The following is a 22,851-nucleotide window of genomic DNA, read 5'->3' as shown; positions in this document are numbered from 1 at the left end:
TTGAGTGCAGCTTTGTTAAGTCTGTTGTCAGTCACTATTGAATACTAACCAGAAAGTCTTATATAGCTATCACGATAGTAACCCGATGGTGAATTTTGAACGCACATCCGAATACCAGCCACTCAACGATGCCAAGTCCCAATCAGCACTTAAGCCACAATTATACCCAAGCGCATACCGAAGCGCATACCAAAGCGCAGCTTGATAGTTTTGCACCGCGTATTTTGACTTGGTTTGACCATAGCGGGCGTCATGATTTGCCGTGGCAGCAGCATCAGCTTGACACGCCAGACCCCTATCCGGTGTGGTTATCTGAAATCATGCTACAGCAGACCCAAGTGGCGACGGTAATTCCTTATTTTGAGCGATTTATGGCAAGTTTTCCCACCGTGCAGGATTTGGCAAACGCATCTTGGGAGCAAGTCGCTGAGCACTGGGCAGGACTGGGTTACTATGCGCGTGCGCGCAACCTGCATAAAGGTGCCAAGCAGCTGGTGGATATCATCGAGCAAACTGGTAAATTTCCGCAAACGGTTGCCCACTGGGAGCAGATTTCAGGGGTGGGGCAATCTACGGCAGGCGCGATTGTGGCGATGGGTGTCAGAGCTGACCAATATGGCGGTGACAGGGGGGTGATTTGCGATGGTAATGTCAAACGTGTGCTGACCCGCTGGGCAGGTATTGACGGCGATATCACCAAAACTGCCACAACCAAAGCGCTTTGGCAACTTGCCGAGCGCCTAACACCGACCCGTGATAGCGGGCACTACGCCCAAGCGATGATGGATATGGGGGCGACGCTATGCACCAAAGCCAAACCTGCCTGCCTACTGTGTCCAGTGCAAGCCGACTGCGTGGCAAATGCCCAAGGTAAGCAAAGTTTTTATCCGGTAAAAAGTAAAAAATCGCCCAATCCGTCTAAGTTTTCGCTAGCGTTAAAGCTGGTTTGCGATGACAAAACCTTGTGGCTACAACGTCCTGACACTGGGATTTGGGGCGGACTGTGGTGTTTACCATTGGCCTTTGTCAAAAAACAACCGGGGGCAAAAAATACAGGCGCGCCGCTACTGGCAACCTGGCAGCAAGAGGCGACGTTTGAAGCAGAATATAACACCGCTGAGCAGATTATCTTCGAGTTCTTACAAGCTGAGCAGCTGCTAAATATCCAGCAGGTTAATTTAGATAGCACTGATACTGTCAAACATAGCCTTACCCATTTTCATTGGTTTTTGACCCCGCTCACCATGACGCTGACGATAGAGCAGGGTATGCGGCTAACTCAAACACTGCAACAAGCGCTGCAAACGCTGTCATGGGTAGAAGATTCAGCGCAAAACAGCTTAGCAAAACCGAAAGCCATGCAACTATTGGTGAGTAGTTAAAGCTTGTAGAATCGTCGCAGGTAGTAAGTCGGGGATGATAGTTATGTTAAGATTGGCCTGCCGTAATAACATTTGCTGTGCAATACGCGACTGCAATACCAAATAATAACAGCTGGCAGCCATTTCAGTGCCTAATGTTAGTTGTTGCCAGTTTTGCCAGGCGGTCAAACTTGAGATGAGTACAACGATGGGTTGGTTGTGGCTCTGATGTTGCTGCCAAACCGCGAATGCTTGGGTGGTTGTGCTTGGTAAAACCCGTTGGTACAAGTTTAGCAAATGCACTTGCACACCTTTTGCCGCCAATGTATCTGCCAATAATTCTCGCCCGCCGATGCCGCGCCATACCTGCAAATAATCGCCTTTACCAAGCGCTTGGATTACCGGCAAATTCAATAGCCCTTCATTGTTTTGAGTACGTTTTTCACCGGGAAAAGTAACCGTAGGCGCTGGCAACTCTGTGATCTGCTGCCAAGTCTGTTTAAAGCAATTTGCGGTTTTGTCACCCACCGCAACCCATGTAATCTTTTTGGACAATTCCGTTAGCTTGACCGAGGTGGCAAGCCTTGCTAAGCCATACTTTACTGCCGCTTCACTGACTAGCACCACCACTTGATAACGGTCAATCGATTGTAAAACTGCCCGCTCTGCGACTGTTAGCGGCTTTTCTACCAACGTCAACAGCGGCAGCTCAATCACTGCAACACCATGCTGGCGCAAAAATAGGCTTAGCGCTTTGGCTCGCTGATCGGGTCTGGTATTGATAAATTGCATCGCTATGCGTATCGTTCAATATCAGCGGTCTTGATAAATCTGCGCCAAGATTTTGTCTGCACCCTGTGCAATGAGCGCTTCAGCCACCACCACGCCCACGGCTTCGGCAATTTGCTCAGACTCCCGTACGTCATCAACTAACGCGTTATGATGCTCAGCTTTTAACAAGGTTTTACCATCTACACTGCCGACACGACCCTGTAAATAAATTTGTCCATCTTTAATGGTAGCAAAGCCTGCAATCGGCACTTGGCAACCACCCTGCAAATGACGATTCATGGCGCGTTCTGCCATCACGCATAGACGGCTTGGCTCGTCATTGAGCGATTTTAATAGTGCCAGCACATCGGCATCATCACTTCGGCATTCAATGGCAAGCGCACCTTGTCCGACCGCTGGCAAACTGATATGCGTATCAAGTTCATGGCGGATACGATCGGTAAGCCCCAAACGCGTCAAGCCACTGGTTGCCAAAATAATGGCATCATACTCACCTGCATCTAGCTTGGATAAGCGCGTGCCTACATTGCCGCGTAGGCTGATAATCTCTAAGTCAGGACGATATTGCTGAATTTGGCATTGACGGCGTAAACTTGAGGTACCAAGTTTAGCGCCTTGTGGCAACGCATCTAGACTTTCATAGTGATTTGATATGAAGGCATCGGTTGGCTGCTCACGCTCACAATATGCGCCAAGCGTCAGACCTTCAGGAAGCACCATGGGTACATCTTTGAGCGAATGCACGGCGATATCGGCACGTTTTTCATACAAGGCTTGCTCAAGCTCTTTAACAAACAGACCTTTTCCGCCGATTTTGGCTAGCGGGGTATCTAGGATTTTGTCGCCTTTGGTGACCATCGGTACTAGATTGACGGTCAGGCTTGGGTACAGCGCTTGCAACCGCGCTTGGATATGTTCAGCTTGCCACAATGCAAGCGGGCTTTGGCGAGTAGCGATATTTAAAGTGGTTAACGTAGTCATAGCAGTATCTTTTTTAGCAAGCAATAAAAATGCCCAACTCTCTAAGCTAGGCATTTGTCAGATGGGTATCTGTCAGTGATTCAGCGAGTTAGGCAACAGTATAGCAAAATGTCAGGCTAATTACTCTTACGGCTCATTGAAGTAGACGCAAACATACGAAAGCCTACGCTACATTGATTGGATTTTATCGCGTAGTGATGGCAAATGACGGCGACTAACGGCAAGCTGGTCGGGCAAACCTTTGAAACGCACTTGGTACTGACCTTGGTCAATCGCTTCAAGCATTTCTAGGTAGTTAACATTGATTAACGCATTGCGATGGATACGAAAGAACGCATCCCCAAATTCTTGCTCAAGCTCTTTGAGGGTTTCATCAATTAAAACCGTGCCGCCTTTATGACGGATTTGCACATATTTTTGGTCCGCTGTAAAGTAATAAATATCTTGCAGCGCAATCAGCTCCACACCACGATGGGTACGCGCCGCAATATGCTGACGATTGGACTGTGCTAACGGGTCTTCTAATCGACTGATTTCATTGAGCTGTGCATTACTAAGCAATGACGCTCTTGATAGTACCTGTAACAACTCTTCTTTGTTGGCAGGCTTTAGCAAATAGCCAATTGCGTGTGCTTTGAATGCAGCAATCGCATAATGGTCGTACGCGGTCACAAAAATAATGGCTGGTGGATTATTAAGTTCATTAAGCTCTTTGGCGCAGCGGATACCATCCATTTCTGGCATACGAATGTCTAACAAAATTACATCGGGTGCGGTTTCTTTGACTTTTGCAATGGCCTCAATACCTGTGGCTGCCTGTGCAACAACCTCATGTCCTTCTTCTCTTACGATGCGTGTTAGCCTCTCTCGGGCCAATGGCTCATCGTCACAGATCACAACTCTCATTGTTTACTCCTTTGCTCCTTTGAGGTCAAAAACACCTGTATTTGACCCTACAAGTCTTACTTTCTTCACAATCTAATGCCAAATCCAACACAACCGCTTAGTGAGCAATCAAACACTCATAAAATACCGCTTAACTGATTAGATAAACTAATAAACGCATTGTTTTAAGTAGACGCAAATTAATATACCATAGTTTGTTAGATAAAATGTGAAATGCCGCGTCAGATTGGTGACTTTTTTATGCCAATTCCGACTAACAAAATGACTGGGCTAAAAAGCCGCGACATCTTTGAGGGGATAACGAATTTGAGTCACTAACAAATGTCCAGATAATTCAAAGTGAATGCTGGCTTCATGACCAAAGTACTGACGTAAAATTGCCAGTTGACTGTTAAACTGCAGTTTTTGGTGAATATCTTGACAAATCAGCTGATACGTCGTGGTCGGCAGCTCAATTTCGACATCAATTTTGGCAACATCGTTTTGCCAATCGATACTAATAATAATGTGAATGGGGTCGGTGCTGTTTTCAACAATCAGTACGATCAGTTTTTCAATCACTATTTGTAGCGATAACGAGGTAATCACCATGTCATAGAGCAAATCTTCATCGGGCAAATGCCAAGTTACTTTCAGCTTTTTATCAAAACGGTATTTTTCGATGCTCAAATAGCTTTCGCATAGCGCCATCTCATCAAGTAGCGCAATCTCACGCGTCTCATCAAAGCTCACCCGATACAGATTTGAGATATGACAAATCATTCTCTCGGCTTCATACGCATCGGTTTCTATCAGATATTGCATAGTATTGAGTAGGTTAAAGAAAAAATGCGGGGTGATACGCGCCTTTAACTGCTCGTTTTGCTCGATGAGTTTTTGTTGGTTACGCAGTTCAGCGCGGCGAATATTTTGATACTGTATCTCAAAAAAAGTGAGCAGCACCGCTATCATCAAAAAAGCACATAAAGTATTCACCAGGGTTTCTAGTATCAGCGTATTTAAACTGACTTCATAGCCCAGTGTGAAAAATAACAGCAACCGACCTAGCAAACTCAGTACCGGCACGATAATAAACGAGGTCGATAGCAGATAGGCGGTGATTTGTTTTGAACGCCAATTAAATTCTCTGAATTTTTTGGCAGAATTCGCCAAAAAAATCATTTCACCCGTCACAACTAAGCTAGTAATCACCACCGTTTCAATGCTATGACGGATAATCAAACTGATATCATGGGTAAAAGTTAACAGCGTTACAATCGAAACCAGTGAATAAAACGCAATATAGCTTACCCACAGTTTGATGGTCTGTTTTTCGCTCATATTGGGCAGGAAAAAGGTGCTGGTGAGCGGCTCTTTAATCCGCTTGAGTGAAATTTGTGAGGCATCCTCAGTTTTTGCTATACTAGCCCTAGATTTTGCAGAGGGAAATAACAGCTCCAGCAATCTCATTGTTTTTATTCCTTTCACACTTACACAAAAAATGGACGTATTATGAGCAATCAAATTTCCGCTGATTCTAGCACATCTAGTATGTGGGGTGGACGTTTTAGCGAAGCCACTGACAGTTTTGTCGCTGAATTTACCGCGTCTGTCGGATTTGACCAACGTTTTGCCAATCAAGACATTGCAGGCTCGATTGCTCATGCCACCATGCTTGCTAAAGCGGGGATTATTACCGAGGCAGACAAAGACCAAATCGTTGGCGGTTTGACCCAAATCAAACAAGAAATCGCCGATGGCAAATTTGTTTGGTCAGTGGCGCTTGAAGACGTGCACATGAATGTGGAGTCTCGTCTGACCGCTATTATTGGCGATGTCGGCAAAAAACTGCATACAGGTCGTAGTCGTAATGACCAAGTCGCAACCGATATCCGTTTATATCTGCGTGACCAAACCGATATTATTTTAGGATTGTTAAAACGTCTACAAACGGGCTTACTGGATTTGGCAAGCGAGCATACCGACACTATCATGCCAGGCTTTACCCATCTGCAGACCGCGCAGCCTGTCAGTTTTGGTCATCATGTGATGGCATGGTTTGAGATGCTAATGCGTGATAGCGAGCGCTTGATTGATGGTCGAAAACGTATCAACCAAATGCCCCTAGGCGCCGCAGCGCTGGCAGGTACGACTTATCCGATTGAGCGGGAATTTACCGCACAGCTATTAGGCTTTGAAGGGATTTGTCAAAATTCGCTGGATGCCGTATCCGACCGTGATTTTGCCATTGAATTTGCCAGTAGCGCAAGCCTGTTAATGATGCACTTGTCACGTATGAGTGAAGAAATCATCTTGTGGATGTCAGCGCAATTTGGGTTTGTGGTCGTCCCTGATCGTTTTTGCACGGGCTCATCGATTATGCCACAGAAGAAAAACCCCGATGTGCCAGAGCTGGTACGGGGTAAAGCTGCACGCGTGTTTGGCGATATGATTACCCTATTGACATTGATGAAAAACCAACCGCTGGCTTACAACAAAGACAACCAAGAAGATAAAGAGCCGTTATTTGACGTGGTAGATACTGTAACAGGCTCTCTACTTGCTTTTGCTGATATGCTACCAAACTTGATTCCAAACAAAGAAAATATGCGTGCCGCGACCATGAAAGGGTATGCGACCGCCACCGATTTGGCGGATTATCTAGTGCGTAAAGGCTTAGCCTTCCGCGACGCGCATGAAGTAGTGGGTAAAGCAGTAGCGTTAGGTGTGCAAAAAGGCGTGGATTTGAGTGAATTGTCGCTCGATGAGCTTCAAGGCTTTAGTGATTTGATTGGTGAGGACGTATTTGAATATCTGACCCTTGAAGGTTCGCTCAATGCCCGTAACCACATCGGCGGTACAGCGCCCAATCAAGTCAAAATGGCGATTGAGCGTGGGCGTGAGCGTATCGAACAATTAGGTTATTAATATGCCAAAACTGTTCTCGTATGGCACATTACAACAAGAAAATGTACAGCTTGCCACCTTTGGGCGTACACTGGTGGGTAGTAAAGACCAACTCATTGGCTACCAGTTGGGTGAAATCGAAATCACCGATGACGATGTGCTCGCCAAAAGTGGCAAACGTTTTCATCCGATACTACTTAAAACCAACAACCCAACCGACAAAGTGGCAGGTGTGATTTTTGACATTACCGATGATGAGCTTGCCCAAGCCGACCGCTACGAAGTCGATGCCTACGCACGAGTGGAAGGTCACTTTGACAGTGGCGCTACCGCTTGGATTTATGCCGATGCAAGCGATTTAGACTAGCAACTATTAAAAGGATAACAAATGGAAACTTATAACCCCGCTGACCACATGGTCATGTGCCGTAAATATAAACAAAAGCTACCCAAAATGCCAAAACCGCCGTTCCCTAACAAGCTTGGTGAAGAATTGCAAAACACCGTGTCTGCCAAAGCGTGGAACGAATGGCTTGAGCACCAAACCATGCTCATCAATGAAAATCACTTGAGCATGATTGACCCAGAAGCTAAAAAATTTATTACTGAGCAGCGCAATAAATTTTTGGATAATGAAGACTACGAACGCCCCAAAGGCTGGACAGCGCAAAAATAACCTTTAGCATGTATTCAACAAGTCTATGACAAGGATTTTCAATGTCTCAATCGATTGAAACTATTGACCAAAAAACACGGTTAAAATCTATTTTAGGCGGTTCAGCGGGTAACATGGTCGAATGGTACGACTGGTATGCGTATGCAGCTTTTACCTTATATTTTGCCCCTGTATTTTTTCCAAAAGGCAACCAAACGGCTCAATTGCTGAGTGCCGCAGCGATTTTTGCGGTGGGTTTTGTCATGCGACCGATCGGTGCATGGATAATGGGCGTTTATGCGGACAAGAAAGGTCGTAAAGCAGGTCTTACGCTATCGGTAACATTAATGTGCTTAGGCTCACTGATGATTGCTGTGACACCTGGTTATGACAGTATTGGAATTTTTGCCCCAATTATGTTGGTGACTGCTCGTTTAATTCAAGGTATCAGTGTAGGCGGTGAATATGGGGCTAGCGCCACTTACCTCAGCGAGATGGCGGGTAAAGACAAGCGCGGATTTTTTTCCAGTTTTCAATATGTTACGCTGATTTCTGGGCAGTTAATTGCGCTAGTGCTTCTGATTATTCTACAGCAAGTTTTAACCCCTGCTGAGCTCAAAGCTTGGGGCTGGCGGATTCCGTTTGTCATTGGGGCTTTGTTGGCGTTTTTTGTATTTTATATTCGCCGTGGCTTGCTTGAGACAGAATCCTTTAATAAAGTTGATACCAGTAGTTCGCAAAAAAAATCCGGCGCATTGGCTTTATTTAAAGAACACCCGAAAGCGGCATTTACGGTCATTGGATTGACGGCAGGCGGTACATTGGCATTTTATGCTTACACCACTTATTTGCAAAAATTCTTGGTCAACACGTCAGGGTTTAGTAAAGAGTCGGCTACCCAAATCACCGCTATTGCGTTATTTATTTTTATGCTCTTGCAACCTGTCGCTGGGGCATTATCCGATAGAATCGGGCGTAAACCGCTGATGATAGGATTTGGTGTGATGGGGGTGTTATTTACTTACTTTATTTTTAGCACCTTAGCAGGCACGACAGACCCGTGGATGGCGTTTGCGTTATGTTTGTTTGGTTTGATAATTGTCACAGGCTATACGTCAATTAATGCGGTCGTTAAAGCTGAAATGTTCCCTGCGCATATTCGTGCGTTGGGCGTGGCGTTACCCTATGCGATTGCCAATACTTTGTTTGGCGGTACAGCCGAGTATGTGGCATTGTCCTTCAAGCAAGCAGGCCATGAAGAATGGTTTTTCTTATATGTGACGATTATGATTGGGATTTCATTGATTGTTTATACTCGTATGAAAGATACCAAAGAGCATAGCTTAATTAATCATGACTAGCCCACCCATAAAAGGCTAAAGTTAGCTAACAAAAAACCCCAAATAGATTTATTTGGGGTTTTTGCTTTTTTGGTGTTGATTAAACCATGACAATCAAAGTTTAACCCATTTAGGCAAATAATAAATAACGCAGTTAAAGCCTTAAGCTTGCGCTTCTTCTTTACGCACTGACAGTTTTTCACGGATACGTGCTGATTTACCAGAACGGTCACGTAGGTAGTAAAGTTTGGCACGGCGTACATCACCACGACGTTTTACTTCAATCTTTGCAATTTGTGGTGAATGGGTTTGGAACGCACGTTCAACACCTACACCACTAGAGATTTTACGTACGGTAAACGCAGAGTTTAAGCCGCGGTTACGTTTAGCGATAACAACACCTTCAAATGCTTGTAGACGCTCACGGTCGCCTTCACGCACTTTTACTTGTACGACAACAGTGTCACCAGGACCAAAACTTGGTACGTCTTGCTTAAGCTGGCTATTTTCGATTTGTTGAACCAAAGGATGTTTGTTACTCATGAGATTTTCTCCTCTCACTGGGGACAGAGGCTAAGCTGACTAAGGTTAGTTGATGTCAGCAAATGCGCATACTCCCCGCTAATTTTATGTGCCTTGATAGCAATCGACACGATTAGGGCATCCGTCAAGTGGATGAATCTGGGTTGCTGTCTTTAGCAGATTGCGCTGCTTCTTTCAGCCATTTTTGTTGCTGTTTGGTTGGCACAAAGGCTTGCCACAAATCAGGACGTCTTAACTGGGTGCGTGTTGCCTGCTGAATAAATCGCCACTTGGCGATGTTGGCATGATGCCCTGACAACAGCACGTCAGGCACTTTCATCCCTTGATATTCAGTCGGTTTGGTATATTGTGGACAATCGAGCAAGCCATCCACGAAGGAGTCTTGCTGCGCCGATAAATCATCGCCCATCACATTGGGCAAACGGCGTATCACACTATCCATCAACACCATCGCGGGCAATTCACCGCCTGTCAACACGTAATCACCAATTGAGCATTCGATATCGACAGACTGACTCAGTAGTCTTTCATCGATGCCTTCATAACGACCGCATAATAAAATCAAGCCGTCATATTGGCAAAAATCAAGCACCCTGCTTTCGCTCAGTGTCTTGCCTTGTGGCGATAAATACACCACAGGACAGCTTTTACCACGCGCATTGGCTTGCGTTTTAGCGTAGTCGATGGCTTTTTGTAACGGCTCTGCCATCATCACCATGCCGGGACCCCCACCAAACGGACGCTCATCGATACGACGATAATTGTCTGTGGTAAAGTCTCTTGGGTTAATCAGCAAGATTTCCGCTTGCTTGCGAGCCAGCGCCCGCCCAGTGATGCCAAAATCGGTGATACTTGCGAACATATCGGGTAAAATGGTTATCACCGCAAAAAACATACGCTATTCTCACTATAAACTGGCACTTTAATCTACTAAAACATCAGTGTTAGTAATCACTGCCCCAATCGACCATCAAGGTCTGCTCGGCTAAATTCACCTCGCCAATGGTCTGTTTGTGCCAAGGAATCAATCGTTCTTCGCCATCGACACTATCAGCAGTCGGCTCGACTACCATAATGGCATGTGCCCCTGTTTCAAACAGCTCTTTTACACGTCCTAAAATGACATTTTCTGACTGGCTAATCACTGTCAAACCAATCAAATCTGACCAATAATATTCGTCTTCTGCAAGCTCAGACAGATTGTTTTTTTCTGCCCAAAGGCTCACGCCAAACATAGTTTCTGCGATATTGCGGTCGGGTACTTCGTTAAGTTGTACCACGTAGCCTTTACCTTGTTGTCGCCAGTTTTTTACCGTCAAGGTCTTTTGACCCATGGCAGTATTGATGACCCAAGGCTGCATATGAAATATCGCTTCACGGTCTTCAGTAAAGCTAAATACCCATAGCCAGCCATGAATGCCATAAGGCTTTTTTAGCTCGCCGATTTTAAACAGCGATGTGTTAGCCTCATTGGTATGCAAGTCTGTCGGTTGTTTTGCCATATTAAAGTCCGCTCTACTTAATTTTTATAAAAAATTAAGCAGTTGCTTGTGCTTTGCTAGCTGCTTTAAATAAAGCGGCAACACGGTCAGAAGGTTGTGCGCCTTTGTTGATCCATGCTTGGTAAGCGTCAGCGTTGATGCGTAGTGGCACTTCTTGACCTTGCGCTAGTGGGTTAAAGAACCCGATGTTTTCGATGTAACGACCGTCACGGGCATTGCGTGAGTCGGTTACCACGATTTGATAAAATGGGCGTTTTTTCGCACCACCGCGTTGTAAACGGATAACTACCATAATGTTCTCTCTGTGAATGCAATCAATTGAATCTAGTTCAGTGGTTAGAGCCTAAAAGACCCAAACAATTGAAAAAACGGTATAAATACAGTTTTAGCAAAGTTTAGGTACACCAAAAAGGGCAATAGTTTAGCATATTTTTATCAAAATCAATAGCTTTTTGGGGTAAATTTTGACTTTTTATATTTAGCGCAAGTTTAATCACATTGAAGCTATGCCATCACCCACCAGTCCATAAAACCAGTCCATAAAAAAGGCGCAAATGAGCGCCTTTTTTATGCTTGAATAGCCAATTATCGTATTATCTTATCATCGTTTCAATCAGCACATACACCCCTGCCCCGACCAGATAGCCAATCAGTGCAAGCCAAGTGATTTTTTTCATGTACCACATAAAGGGGATTTTCTCCATCCCCATCGCTGCCACGCCCGCGGCTGAGCCGATAATCAAACAGCTGCCGCCTGTCCCCGCACAATAAGCCAAAAACTCCCAAAACATGCCATCTTGACGAAACAGCTCAAGGCGCGCCGCTTCAGCTGCAGCCGCTTGCGCGATACTGGCATCAGTGGTCAGCGGATACATATTCATTGCCCCTGCTACCAAAGGTACATTGTCCACGATTGAGGATAATAAGCCAATCATGACATTGATGACATATACATTGCCAAAAGTGGCATCCAGCCATTTTGCTACGTCACCGAGTATGCCCGCAGTGGCAAGCGCTGCCACCGCCAATAAAATACCGAGGAAAAATAAAATACTGGGAATATCAATACGGCTTAATACGCCTTCAACCCCGATACGCTCACGGATATAGTCATCTTGGTGACGGTGCATGATTTCAGTGACCATCCACAGTACAGCCAAGCCAAACAACACGCCCACATAAGGGGGCAAATGGGTAAGGGTTTTAAAAATTGGCACAAATGCCAATGCACCCAAACCCAGCAGTAACACTGTCATGCGCGTTTTTTGACTGATGCTGTCTTGGGCGTTTGATTTGATGGTAGCACGTAGGCTTTCGATACGCTGCTCTATAGGCATGCTAGCCAATTCACTGTCAGATTCTTGTCCGCTTGGCAGTACAGGTGCGGTCACGGTTTGACCCTTTAGCTGCATCATCACCAAGCCCATTGGGATTAATGTACATACGATACTTGGGATAAACACATTTGCCATAATACCCGTTGCGGTAATCTGCCCGCCAATCCATAGCATGGTGGTGGTGACATCACCCACAGGTGACCAAGCGCCGCCTGCATTGGCCGCAATCACAATAAGACCGGCAAAATACCATCGCATTTTTTGATCATCGATGATTTTTGACACCAGTGATACCATCACAATGGTGGTGGTTAAGTTGTCGAGTAACGATGAGAGAAAAAAGGTGATAATGGTAATAATGGCGAGTAGCTTACTGGCATTTTTGGTATGAATTTTATCGGTAATCACTCGAAAGCCATCATGCGCATCAATCAGTTCAACAATCGCCATCGCGCCCATCAAGAAGAACAAAATCTCGGCGATTTCTGCCAAATGCTCACGTAACTGCTCGCCGACAAAATGCAAAGAATCTTGATGATTGGCAAGACTGGCGATCACCGAATGGTTGGCAACAAGCGTATCGATACCAAAGGTCAGCAGTACCCATAACGCAATCGCAGTCAGTAGCGCGCTGGCAGCTTTGTTGACATGGATGTTGTGCTCAAAGGCAATCGCCATGTACCCTAATATAAAAATCCCTGCTATGACCACGTATAACATTATCGCTACCCCTGTTATGCTAATACCCACATGCAAAATATCTTAACCTTAGTCGGCATTATACGGTAAAATTATCGCCAAATTCTAGCGACACGCATTTTGACCAACCTTGCTCAATTTGAGCCAACCGACAACAGGACAGCCCCATGACGACGTTATCAACTACGCCAACTTTAATTATCCCTGCCATTGACCTCAAAGACGGCAAATGTGTCCGCCTAAAACAAGGGCGTATGGAAGATGATACCGTATTTAGTGACGACCCTGTGGCAATGGCAAGCCGCTGGGTAAAAGAAGGCGCTCGACGCTTGCATTTGGTGGATTTAAACGGTGCTTTCGATGGCGTGCCTGTGCATAAAGACGTCGTCACCGCGATTGCCAAAGCCTACCCAAATTTACCCATTCAACTCGGTGGCGGTATCCGTAGCCTTGATACCATCCGTCATTATCTAGAAGCAGGTTTGAGCTATATTATTATCGGTACCAAAGCGGTCGAACAACCTGAATTTGTTGAACAAGCGTGTCAAGAATTTGCCGGTCATATCATTGTGGGCATTGATGCCAAAGACGGCATGGTAGCGACGCATGGCTGGGCAAATGTCACCGATGTCAAAGCGGTGGATTTGGCAAAACGCTTTGCTGATGCAGGTGTATCTTCTATCGTCTATACTGATATTGCGCGTGATGGCATGATGCAAGGCGTCAATGTCGAGCAAACAGTCAACTTGGCAAAAGAAGGCGGTATTCCGGTGATTGCCTCAGGTGGGGTGACGGATTTACAAGACATCGAAAACCTAAAACCCTACAGTGATTATCTTGAAGGTATCATTACAGGCCGTGCTATTTATGAAGGTACCCTCGATATTGCTGCGGCGCAGGCGCTTCTCGATAGCTAGCAGGCGCTTCTCGATAGCTAAATGATATCTAATTCGCTATATGACGGAAGGTCAGATTAATTCTACCTTCCGTTACTTTTTTGGTTTTAGGCAGGCTGTGTAACCAATGGCGCTGGGTTTGTCCGCGCATGACAATTAGCTGTCCATTTTGCAAGGGAATCTCGACTTTTTCCTTGGTGATGCGGTGCTTAAATACAAATTTACGGGTTGCCCCTAATGAGACAGACGCGATAATGGGTTCATTACCCAGTTCGCTTTCATTATCGGCATGGTAGCCCATACCATCATCGCCTGTGGGGTAATAATTAAACAAACAGGCGTTAAAATTTGCGCTCATATGTTGCTCAGCCAGCAGCAATTCTATGTGCTGTTTTAATGCCAAAACATCTGCTGTCCAAGGCGTTGCCGTCTTGCGTTGTCCAGAATAGTGATAATCGTTTTCACTCATCCACACGATTTGGCGGTGGGTGACATGGGTTTTGCCAAAAATTGTGACAACGTCATGCTGCCAAGGTAACTGCGTTAAAAAATGCCGATAAAGCGCATTGGGCTCATAAGCGGGGTTGTCAAAAACCTGCCCAAAATCATTGACAATGCCATCGTAGGGCAATAAATTCTCGTTGGGATTGGCGGCAAATAAACTCATGTTAGCTTGTCAACTTCAGCTTTTGAAAAATGAGCTTGGCGCATAATTCTGGTGCTTCAAGTGGCAATAAATGTCCATAGTCATTGAGCACCGTCATTTGCTCCTTGGGCACGAATGTATCCCACATCTGGCGCACTTGTTGACTGATAAACATCGACGGCTTACCGATAATTAACTGCACAGGTACTTTGTTGTCGGCAATAAGCTGTTGTAATGGCTTCATAATCAGCGGTGTACCAAAATAATTGGCGAGTTCTTGCTTGGGTGAAAAACGTAGCGTGAGTTCAGCCTGCTCACCTGCCTCTAGACTATTTTTGGCATAGGTTAAAAGGTGCTCATCGGTGATACGTTTGTACGCTTTATGACGGCGAAGAAACTGATAATACGCATCCACACTGCCCCAGTTGGCTTGTTTGACTTGGGTGCTTTTAAAGGGTTCTCGGGTCATTTTCACCATGCGTGGCACCAGGCTGTAAAGCTTGCCTTGCTGGTTGGTAAAGGTGACAGGCTCAAGCAAATAAAGCGCGCTAAACAAATCTGGGCGTTTGGCAGCTGCCATGGTGGTGGCCGTTGCGCCTTGTGAGTGCCCGATACCGATGACGGGCTTGCCGTCTCGCTCTGCTAGGGTGGCTTGCAAGAACTCAATCAAGATATCGGCGTCCTGTTCCCGCGTCAGCGCGGTTTCGGTCGGTTTATCGTACCATTCCCCCCGCATGGTTAGCGCGGTGATGTTAAGATGTTGCGCCAAGTCGATCAAGAGCGGCTCATAGACGCCTAGGGCAAAGCCGTTGCCGCCGTAAAAATGGGCAGTCTGGCTGGCGGTGGGGTTTTTAATGTTATAGTATTTGGCGTTTTTGCCATTTAGATTGATGCGTTGTTCTTCCATGCCAATTGTCCTAATTAATCACTTTTTTAGCCACTTTTTAGTGACTAAAAGGTGACTAAAAAGTGACTTGGTTACTTGATTATAAGACCCAGTGAAAAATTATGGCTACCCCTTTTGTGACTTGGCATTCACCCTTGCCGTTGGGCGGTATCAAATCTAGCGTAAGTTAGCACGTCTTTTATTTAATCATCTTCGCCAAGAAAACCGCCACTTTGTCTTGCCCATAATTTGGCATACACGCCATTTTGAGCCAATAGCTGCGCATGGCTACCTTGCTCGACGATTTGCCCTCTATCCATCACCACCAATCTATCCATCGACGCAATTGTCGATAATCGGTGGGCAATCGCAATCACGGTCTTGCCTGCCATCATATCGTTAAGGCTGTCAGTGATGGCGTATTCCACTTCGCTATCGAGTGCTGAGGTCGCTTCATCCAGCAGCAAAATCGGGGCATTTTTGAGCATCACACGGGCGATGGCAATGCGCTGGCGTTGTCCACCCGAGAGTTTGACCCCTCGTTCACCGACTTGGGTATCCAAGCCGACATTGCCTTTGGCGTCGCTTAGATGTTGGATAAACTCCCATGCATGCGCTTGTTTGGCGGCGCTGATGATTTGCTCATCGGTGGCATCTGGGCGACCATAGGCAATATTTTCTCGCACGGTGCGGTGTAGTAGTGAGGTATCTTGGGTGACCATGCCGATTTGTTGGCGTAAGCTCTCTTGGGTGACATCGCTGATGTTTTGATTATCAATTAAAATCGCACCACCATCGACATCATAGAAACGCAGTAGCAAATTCACCAAGGTTGATTTACCTGCGCCAGAGCGTCCCACTAGACCGATTTTTTCACCTGCCTTAATTTCAAGGTTAAAGTCATCGAGTAGTTTTTGCTTGGCATCGGCATCATTGGTTTTATTGCCACTGCGGCCATAATTAAAATCGACATGGCTAAAGTTGATTTCGCCTTGCGTGATGATTAAATCCCTAGCATTCGGCTTATCTACCACGGTATGCGGTTTTGACAAGGTTTTCATGCCGTCCTGCACGGTACCGATATTCTCAAACAATGCCGCCGTTTGCCACATTATCCAGTGGGTCAACCCGTTAAGACGCATCGCCATTGCAGTCGCTGCCGCAATCGCCCCTACGCTTAAGCCGTTGTAATACCACAGGTACAAACCGAGCGCCACCGTAGTACCGACCAATACCACATTAATCAAATGATTGACCAGCTCAAGGCGGGACACCCAGCGCATTTGCTCATGCACCGTACCCAAAAACTGGCTCATCGCATCTTTGGCATAGGTCAACTCACGGCGAGAGTGGCTAAATAATTTTACTGTCGTGATATTGGCATACGCATCCGTAATCCGCCCTGTCATCAAGGCACGGGCATCGGCTTGGCGACTGGCAGAATTTTTAAGCTTGGGGATAAAATACGCCACAGTGGCAAAAAACATCACCATCCACAACAGAAATGGGATAAGTAGCCAACCATCAAGGTGAAATAAAATAATGCCACTACTGACAAAATACACCAATACATACACCAGCATATCGGCAATGGTCATAATGGTATCGCGTACCGCAAGCGCGGTTTGCATCACCTTGGCAGACACCCGACCGGAAAACTCGTCTTGATAAAACTGCATGGATTGACCGAGCATTTGACGGTGAAAACGCCAGCGCATCTGCATCGGGAACACGCCTTGCAGGGTCTGAAAATGAATCAGCGAACTTAAGCCCACCAAAATCGGGCTGACCACCAACACAGCCGCCATCATTAGCAAACTATTGCCTTTTTCTGACCACAGATTAGCGGGCGTATAAGCACCCAGCCAGTTGACGATATCGCCAATCCACTTGTACAGTAGCGACTCATACACGCCTATCAAGCCCGTCAAGAACATGAAGGCAAAAATCCAACCGCGCAAGCCCTTGGTACACGCCCACAGAAACTTCAGAAAATTATCCGTTGGTAGGTTGTAATTGTCTTCTGGATAGACTTCCAGACGATTTTCAAAAAAACGAAATAAACCCATAATTGATTATCAGTAGTTTAAAATTATCTGTGTTATTTTAGCAGATATTGAGGATTGATAGCAGGGTTGCTGACGGCGAGCTACAATCCTTTACATACAAGTAAACAATTTTCAACTTAATCCTAAGCGGTATTTACCAAAACTTTTTTATCGCCATAAAAAAGCCATTATCCTAGAATAATGGCTTTTTTTGAGGCTTTTTTTGCTACTTATTCAGCCGCTACAATATTGGATTAAAAGTACTAAAATAAAGCAATACAAATGACATTTTTATGAAGCATTACTTATAAAGCTTGTGCGATAGATTGATGATAAGGCAAATTTACTGCGGTTAATTCGCCTTTTTTTATCCACTAATCAAACCGATAAATATCCATACCCAGATTGTAGTGAGCAAAGCTTTCATGCACTACCGACATCACATCCCCTGCGCCCCGCGCAAAAAATACAGGCAATAAATGCTCGGGCGTTGGGTGATTGTGGCGAGCCAAGCTATGCGTCTGCCAATCAAACATCGTTTTGTCATTGGCTTTTAACTGATCTATTATCCAGTATTTAAAGGTTTTAGCTTGCGGCTCAATCTGTTGGCTGTTAAAACGCACATTGTACAAGTTATGGGTAATACTGCCCGATGCCACAATCAATACCCCTTGTTGCCGTAGTGGCGCAAACAACTGCCCAAGCTGATACAACTGACTGGGGCTAAACCCGTGTGGCAACGACACCTGCACGATTGGCACATCGGCATTGGGGTACATGTGTAGCAGCGGTGTCCAGACACCATGATCAAATGGTTGAGTGTCGACCACTTTAACCGCCACTTGCATTTGCGCTAGCTGCTTGGCGATACTTTGCGCAGCCGCCGGATGACCGGCTGCGGGGTACTGGATTTCAAATAACGCTTTAGGAAAACCGCCAAAATCATGCCAAGTGCTGGGCGCTGGATTGGCGTTGATCAGCCACTCGCCACTTTCCCAGTGCGCCGACATGATAAGGATAAGCCTAGGCTTGGGTAAAGCTGCACCGAGCTGATGCAGCGCCTTAGTAAATGGTGTATCTTCAATCGCAATCGTCGGTGCCCCATGCGAGATAAATAAACTCGGCAGCGTTGGCTTGTCAATACTTGCGCCGAATACATCAGTTAATGTTAAACCCTTCATGGCGACCTCCTATTGTTATCACCTAAAACTTTTATCAACTAAAATTTTTATTAGCTAATATTTTTATTACCTAAAATTTTTATGAACTAGGCACTGACAGCTTGCCCGCGATTATCAATGGAGAAAGCACCCGCGCCTGCGACAGATAAGTACAAGAAAGCAAAACTATACAGCACAGCAGCTTCACCTTGGTTGAGCAGTGGCAACCAAAAATTATCAATGCCCGCGTGCATCATAAAGTATGCCACTGCCATTTGACCTGACAGAATAAAGGCGACAGGACGCGTGAACCAGCCCAAAATCAATAACACGCCACCGACCAATTCTAACACGCCTGCTAAGCCCATCAGCGAAAACAATTGCAAACCATCAAACATCGCCACATGCGGCACCCCAAATAATTTTGCCATGCCATGTAGCATAAAGGTGTAGCCCAGTACGATGCGAAGCAAGCCAAGTACATAAGGTTGGTATCGAGAAACATTGTTCATTGTTGTGTCCTATTATTCTAAAATTACGGTCATGAATATATGTGATGGCGCCATTATATTGATATCTTATTAAGAGAAAAACACATAAAATATTGATATATTATTTCTTATTAGTTGATAATTGAAATGACGCATTCAAGCGTTAATTCACTAGAAGCATTAACTCACTGAAGGATACGCATGGATACGCTCAAAAGCTTGCAAGTGTTTCGCACCATCGTAGAAAAAGGCAGTTTTACCAAAGCCGCTGACGCACTCGATATGTCCCTTGCCATGACTAGCAAACACTTACAACACCTTGAAGCCTATGTGCAAGCCAAGCTATTACATCGCAACAACCGTAATTTGAGCCTCACTGAAGTCGGTCAACAATACTACGCTGAAGCGGTACACGCCCTAGATATTTTGCAGCAGGCAAAAACCAAGGCACATGATGGCAGTGTACTGCCGGAAGGAAAACTGCGAATCATTGCACCGGTATGGTTTGCCACGTCCTATTTTGTCAATCTGCTTGCCAAATTCCAGCAAGATTACCCCAAAATTGAGCTAACGGTTGATTTGGAAAATCGCTTCACCGATTTGATTGCTGCAGGCTATGACCTAGCCCTGCGAGTAGTCAATACGCCACAAGATAATTTAATTGTCAAACCGCTGGGCAAAATAGATTTTTATTATGTCGCAAGTCCGCGTTTTCTTGCGCAGCACGAGCCGCCTACGTCTGCAGAGGCGCTCAGTAACCTGCCAGGGATTTTACCCAACTATACGCACATGGCAACCACACTCAAACCTTATAACAGCAGTAATAACACCGTCATGATGGCACAGATGGCGCTGACAGGCATGGGCGCTGCGATATTGCCCGAATGGCTGATTGAGGATGAGATTGCGCAAGGACGACTGGTCAAATTGTTTGAGCAGCCATTTAGCAGCGTATCAATCTATGCGGTCTATATGAATCGGGCATTTTTGAATTTAAAAATACGCTTATTCATTGATTTTTTGGGGGAGAACTTAATAAAAAACGATTAGCCTGTTAACTGTTTTTATCCTTTAGGTCACGAGCCTTAGCGTCGAGTAATCAACGAAGCCGGCATCCGACTAGTTCAGGTTGTTTGAATTGTACAAGTTGGGTATTGACTATTGCTATTAGTATGCGCATTATCTGATTATGTATTGCAATAATTTTTAATAAAAATAATTTTAATATAATAACAATTTAGTAGAAAAATATTGGTTTAATTTTTCACCAAAATATTTCTCGTGCATCAATTTGGTTCATGTCATGATTTTTATGCGCCTATGGCATAGGTTTTTTGTTTTACACTGCACCAACTTCAATAATTCGATTAATTTTGGGGCAAAATTGAGCGATTTTTAATCTATTTTTCAACTATTTATGCCTTTTGCTTTGTTTTTTTTGGCATGAAACTTGATGAATTATTTAATAAGTTATTTATAGAATAATCTGTCAAGAAAATGTCTGCCATCGTGAGGCAAAAACTATTCCATCTTTTGTCATACATAAGGAGCCAATAATGCCAATTGCCAAAGCATTTGATGAACTGCAACTCGCCGATGGGCAATATAGACATTCGGCACAACAGGTGGGTGCTTGGCTTCAAGAAATGAATTCAGACACGTTAATTAGTTTGAATAACCAAGCATCGGATATTTTTTATCGCCGCGGCGTGACCTTCACTGTCTATAGCGATGCTAGCAACATTGAGCGCATGATACCCTTTGATATCATCCCGCGCATCATTGACATCCAAGAATGGCAAGTGATGGAAAAAGGCTGCCAACAACGTATCCGCGCGCTCAATCAATTTATCCATGATATTTATCACGAACAGACGATTGTCAAAGAAGGCATTGTGCCAAGCGAGTTTGTGTTTAAAAACAGTGGCTACGAGCCGTGGATGCTGGGTATCAACTTGGATAAACCCGTCTATGCCCATATCAGCGGCATTGATTTGATTCGCGACCAGCACGGACAATATTGTGTGCTCGAAGACAACTTACGCACCCCTTCTGGTGTCTCTTATATGCTCGAGAGCCGCAATGTGTCACAAACCCTACTAAGCAAACTCTACCAATCTCAATCAGTGTTGCCGGTGGCAGACTATCCAAAACGGTTAAAGGCGTGTCTATCGAGCACCACCAACAAATACGACCCACAAATCGTGGTACTCACCCCGGGACGTTTTAATAGTGCCTATTATGAACATGCGTTTTTGGCGCGTGAGATGAATGTGCCCTTGGTGCATGGCTATGATTTGATTGTAGAAAACAACCATGTCTACATCCAAGGGGTGCGTGGCAAGGTACAAGTGGATGTGATTTATCGCCGTATTGACGACCCATTTTTGGACCCGTTGGCGTTTTTACCCGATTCAATCTTGGGGGTGTCAGGGCTGATGAGTGCGTATCGCGCAGGCAATGTGGTGATAACCAACGCCCCAGGCACAGGGATTGCTGACGATAAAAGCCTTTATCCGTTTGTACCCAAGATAATTGAGTATTATTTGGGTGAAAAACCGATTCTACCCAATGTGCAAACCTATCAATGCAGTGATGCCGATGAGTTGGCATATGTGCTCGACCATATGCCCGAGTTGGTGATTAAAGAAACGCAGGGCTCGGGGGGATATGGGATGCTGATAGGACCGACGTCAAGCAAAGAACAAATTGCCGCTTACCGCAAACGCTTACTAGACAACCCAGCAGGGTTTATCGCCCAGCCGACCATTAGTCTGTCCACCAACCCAACCGCAGTCGCCAGTGGCATCGCACCGCGCCATATTGATTTGCGTCCTTTTGTATTGTCACATGGTGACGGTACGGTGGATATTGTGCCAGGCGGATTGACACGGGTGGCAATGACCGAAGGCTCATTGGTGGTCAACTCATCCCAAGGCGGCGGGGTAAAAGACACTTGGGTGGTCGATACCGTCAATGGCAAACTCAGCGGCAAACAAGGCACTGCTCATTTGGGCACCATTCAAACCAACCATGAACGAAAATCGCAATCGTCGACTTTATTGGCGTATGAAAACATCAATCACAATCGCTTAATTTTGCTGTTATCAACAGCGAGCTACTTAGTGTGGCTAGGTCGATACAGTGAGCGCTTACGCTACTATGAACAAATCATTACACGGCTGTCAAATGACCAGTACAGCCAAATAGACGTCGATGCCATCGTGCACAATCTTGGCTTGCCGATTTCAGCCGATGCCGATGCCCTATATGACTATCTTGCCAACAAAAAGGTGCCCGAAACCATTGGTTTTATCGAGCAAAATGTCCAAGACGTCAAAGGCGTTATTGGCAAAGATACGGCGGAACTCTATAACCTCATCAAACGGCTAGCCAATACAGGAGCGTACCGCGCCGCTAGCCTACAGCTCTATGCCTGCAATGCCTCGATGCAGCAGGAAAACCCGATTGTGGTCACGTTTTGGCAACTCGGACAATGTTTTGAATCGCTGGACTGTCATATATTGATGAAAAAAGATTGCCGTGAGTGCGTGCAAAAACTTAAAGAGGTTGTTAATACCTTGCCAGAAAACACCCGCTGGCGTGAGCTGGATCGATTGGTCAATCAACTGTTAAAGTCTAATCAACCCAAAGATTTTCAGTCACTATCGGGCGCGTTTTCAAATATTTTACAGCAAGGTGTGTAAGCCAAATCTATTAGA

Annotated in this window: 22 protein-coding genes; 8 read left to right on the top strand and 14 right to left on the bottom strand. The window is 45.4% G+C overall.

Going from position 1 to position 22,851, the window contains the following annotated elements:
• Positions 1–95: 95 nt before the first annotated feature.
• Positions 96–1,382 carry an A/G-specific adenine glycosylase gene (gene mutY / locus RTP55_RS04955; RefSeq protein WP_312384663.1) on the top strand — a complete coding sequence of 429 codons (1,287 nt, stop codon included), beginning with the start codon at positions 96–98 and terminating at the stop codon, positions 1,380–1,382.
• Here mutY and RTP55_RS04950 read toward each other — a convergent pair.
• The 4 genes from RTP55_RS04950 to RTP55_RS04935 all read right to left on the bottom strand — a co-directional run bounded on the left by RTP55_RS04950 (position 1,365) and on the right by RTP55_RS04935 (position 5,489).
• Complete coding sequence (locus RTP55_RS04950; RefSeq protein WP_312384660.1) at positions 1,365–2,153, bottom strand: uroporphyrinogen-III synthase; 789 nt, start codon at positions 2,151–2,153, stop codon at positions 1,365–1,367. The genes mutY and RTP55_RS04950 overlap by 18 nt on opposite strands.
• A gap of 21 nt (positions 2,154–2,174) precedes the next feature.
• Positions 2,175–3,134: a hydroxymethylbilane synthase gene (hemC, locus tag RTP55_RS04945; protein WP_312384658.1), complete on the bottom strand. Its 960-nt coding sequence runs from the start codon at positions 3,132–3,134 to the stop codon at positions 2,175–2,177.
• Positions 3,135–3,302: 168 nt separating this feature from the next.
• Positions 3,303–4,040 carry a LytR/AlgR family response regulator transcription factor gene (locus tag RTP55_RS04940; protein ID WP_100269386.1) on the bottom strand — a complete coding sequence of 246 codons (738 nt, stop codon included), beginning with the start codon at positions 4,038–4,040 and terminating at the stop codon, positions 3,303–3,305.
• Between the two features lie 270 nt (positions 4,041–4,310).
• Positions 4,311–5,489 (bottom strand): histidine kinase, encoded by a 1,179-nt coding sequence (locus tag RTP55_RS04935; protein WP_312384653.1) that lies wholly within the window; start codon positions 5,487–5,489, stop codon positions 4,311–4,313.
• 81 nt (positions 5,490–5,570) lie between these two features.
• Between RTP55_RS04935 and argH the strand changes: the two genes are divergently transcribed.
• Genes argH through RTP55_RS04915 form a run of 4 tightly spaced genes read left to right on the top strand, consistent with a single transcriptional unit; the run spans position 5,571 to position 8,942 of the window.
• Positions 5,571–6,947, top strand: coding sequence for an argininosuccinate lyase (gene argH, locus RTP55_RS04930; RefSeq protein ID WP_312384823.1), 1,377 nt, complete (start codon positions 5,571–5,573; stop codon positions 6,945–6,947).
• Position 6,948: 1 nt separating this feature from the next.
• Complete coding sequence (locus RTP55_RS04925; protein WP_312384650.1) at positions 6,949–7,293, top strand: gamma-glutamylcyclotransferase family protein; 345 nt, start codon at positions 6,949–6,951, stop codon at positions 7,291–7,293.
• Between the two features lie 21 nt (positions 7,294–7,314).
• Positions 7,315–7,602: an oxidative damage protection protein gene (locus RTP55_RS04920; protein ID WP_007115982.1), complete on the top strand. Its 288-nt coding sequence runs from the start codon at positions 7,315–7,317 to the stop codon at positions 7,600–7,602.
• A 41-nt stretch (positions 7,603–7,643) separates the two neighbouring features.
• Positions 7,644–8,942 carry an MFS transporter gene (locus RTP55_RS04915; RefSeq protein ID WP_312384648.1) on the top strand — a complete coding sequence of 433 codons (1,299 nt, stop codon included), beginning with the start codon at positions 7,644–7,646 and terminating at the stop codon, positions 8,940–8,942.
• 141 nt (positions 8,943–9,083) lie between these two features.
• On the opposite strand, the gene rplS is transcribed toward RTP55_RS04915, so the two are convergent.
• The 5 genes from rplS to nhaD all read right to left on the bottom strand — a co-directional run bounded on the left by rplS (position 9,084) and on the right by nhaD (position 13,023).
• Positions 9,084–9,464: a 50S ribosomal protein L19 gene (gene rplS, locus RTP55_RS04910; RefSeq protein WP_007115984.1), complete on the bottom strand. Its 381-nt coding sequence runs from the start codon at positions 9,462–9,464 to the stop codon at positions 9,084–9,086.
• 124 nt (positions 9,465–9,588) lie between these two features.
• The gene (gene trmD, locus RTP55_RS04905; RefSeq protein WP_312384646.1) at positions 9,589–10,359 is read right to left on the bottom strand and encodes a tRNA (guanosine(37)-N1)-methyltransferase TrmD; all 771 of its coding nucleotides are present in this window, start codon (positions 10,357–10,359) and stop codon (positions 9,589–9,591) included.
• A gap of 49 nt (positions 10,360–10,408) precedes the next feature.
• Positions 10,409–10,966 carry a ribosome maturation factor RimM gene (gene rimM / locus RTP55_RS04900; RefSeq protein WP_282841656.1) on the bottom strand — a complete coding sequence of 186 codons (558 nt, stop codon included), beginning with the start codon at positions 10,964–10,966 and terminating at the stop codon, positions 10,409–10,411.
• Positions 10,967–11,000: 34 nt separating this feature from the next.
• A complete protein-coding gene (rpsP, locus tag RTP55_RS04895; protein WP_007115987.1) occupies positions 11,001–11,258 on the bottom strand; it encodes a 30S ribosomal protein S16 in 258 nt (85 codons plus the stop codon).
• Between the two features lie 301 nt (positions 11,259–11,559).
• Complete coding sequence (gene nhaD, locus RTP55_RS04890) at positions 11,560–13,023, bottom strand: sodium:proton antiporter NhaD (protein ID WP_312384642.1); 1,464 nt, start codon at positions 13,021–13,023, stop codon at positions 11,560–11,562.
• Between the two features lie 146 nt (positions 13,024–13,169).
• Between nhaD and hisA the strand changes: the two genes are divergently transcribed.
• Positions 13,170–13,919: a 1-(5-phosphoribosyl)-5-[(5-phosphoribosylamino)methylideneamino]imidazole-4-carboxamide isomerase gene (gene hisA / locus RTP55_RS04885; protein ID WP_095356674.1), complete on the top strand. Its 750-nt coding sequence runs from the start codon at positions 13,170–13,172 to the stop codon at positions 13,917–13,919.
• 28 nt (positions 13,920–13,947) lie between these two features.
• Here the strand turns inward: hisA and RTP55_RS04880 are convergent, their stop codons facing one another.
• The 5 genes from RTP55_RS04880 to RTP55_RS04860 all read right to left on the bottom strand — a co-directional run bounded on the left by RTP55_RS04880 (position 13,948) and on the right by RTP55_RS04860 (position 19,150).
• Positions 13,948–14,565, bottom strand: coding sequence for an alpha-ketoglutarate-dependent dioxygenase AlkB family protein (locus RTP55_RS04880; protein ID WP_065253860.1), 618 nt, complete (start codon positions 14,563–14,565; stop codon positions 13,948–13,950).
• A 1-nt stretch (position 14,566) separates the two neighbouring features.
• Positions 14,567–15,451 (bottom strand): alpha/beta fold hydrolase, encoded by an 885-nt coding sequence (locus RTP55_RS04875; protein WP_282841653.1) that lies wholly within the window; start codon positions 15,449–15,451, stop codon positions 14,567–14,569.
• 182 nt (positions 15,452–15,633) lie between these two features.
• Positions 15,634–17,499, bottom strand: a complete 1,866-nt coding sequence (locus RTP55_RS04870; protein WP_312384640.1) for an ABC transporter ATP-binding protein — start codon at positions 17,497–17,499, stop codon at positions 15,634–15,636.
• 353 nt (positions 17,500–17,852) lie between these two features.
• Positions 17,853–18,659: a DODA-type extradiol aromatic ring-opening family dioxygenase gene (locus tag RTP55_RS04865; RefSeq protein WP_312384638.1), complete on the bottom strand. Its 807-nt coding sequence runs from the start codon at positions 18,657–18,659 to the stop codon at positions 17,853–17,855.
• Positions 18,660–18,745: 86 nt separating this feature from the next.
• Positions 18,746–19,150 (bottom strand): DoxX family protein, encoded by a 405-nt coding sequence (locus RTP55_RS04860; protein WP_095356669.1) that lies wholly within the window; start codon positions 19,148–19,150, stop codon positions 18,746–18,748.
• 180 nt (positions 19,151–19,330) lie between these two features.
• Here RTP55_RS04860 and RTP55_RS04855 point away from each other — a divergent pair, with 180 nt between their 5' ends.
• Together RTP55_RS04855 and RTP55_RS04850 are read left to right on the top strand one after the other, a co-directional pair.
• On the top strand, positions 19,331–20,179 hold the full coding sequence (locus tag RTP55_RS04855; RefSeq protein WP_312384636.1) for a LysR family transcriptional regulator: 849 nt from the start codon (positions 19,331–19,333) through the stop codon (positions 20,177–20,179).
• Between the two features lie 506 nt (positions 20,180–20,685).
• Entirely contained in the window at positions 20,686–22,836 is a 2,151-nt protein-coding gene (locus tag RTP55_RS04850; RefSeq protein ID WP_312384634.1) for a circularly permuted type 2 ATP-grasp protein, read from the top strand.
• Positions 22,837–22,851 lie beyond the last annotated feature (15 nt).

This window comes from Moraxella sp. CTOTU47579 (assembly GCF_032004885.1).
Taxonomy (GTDB): domain Bacteria; phylum Pseudomonadota; class Gammaproteobacteria; order Pseudomonadales; family Moraxellaceae; genus Faucicola; species Faucicola tetraodonis.
The sequence above is the reverse complement of the archived record's forward strand: the minus strand, read 5'-3'. Positions and strand labels throughout refer to the sequence as shown.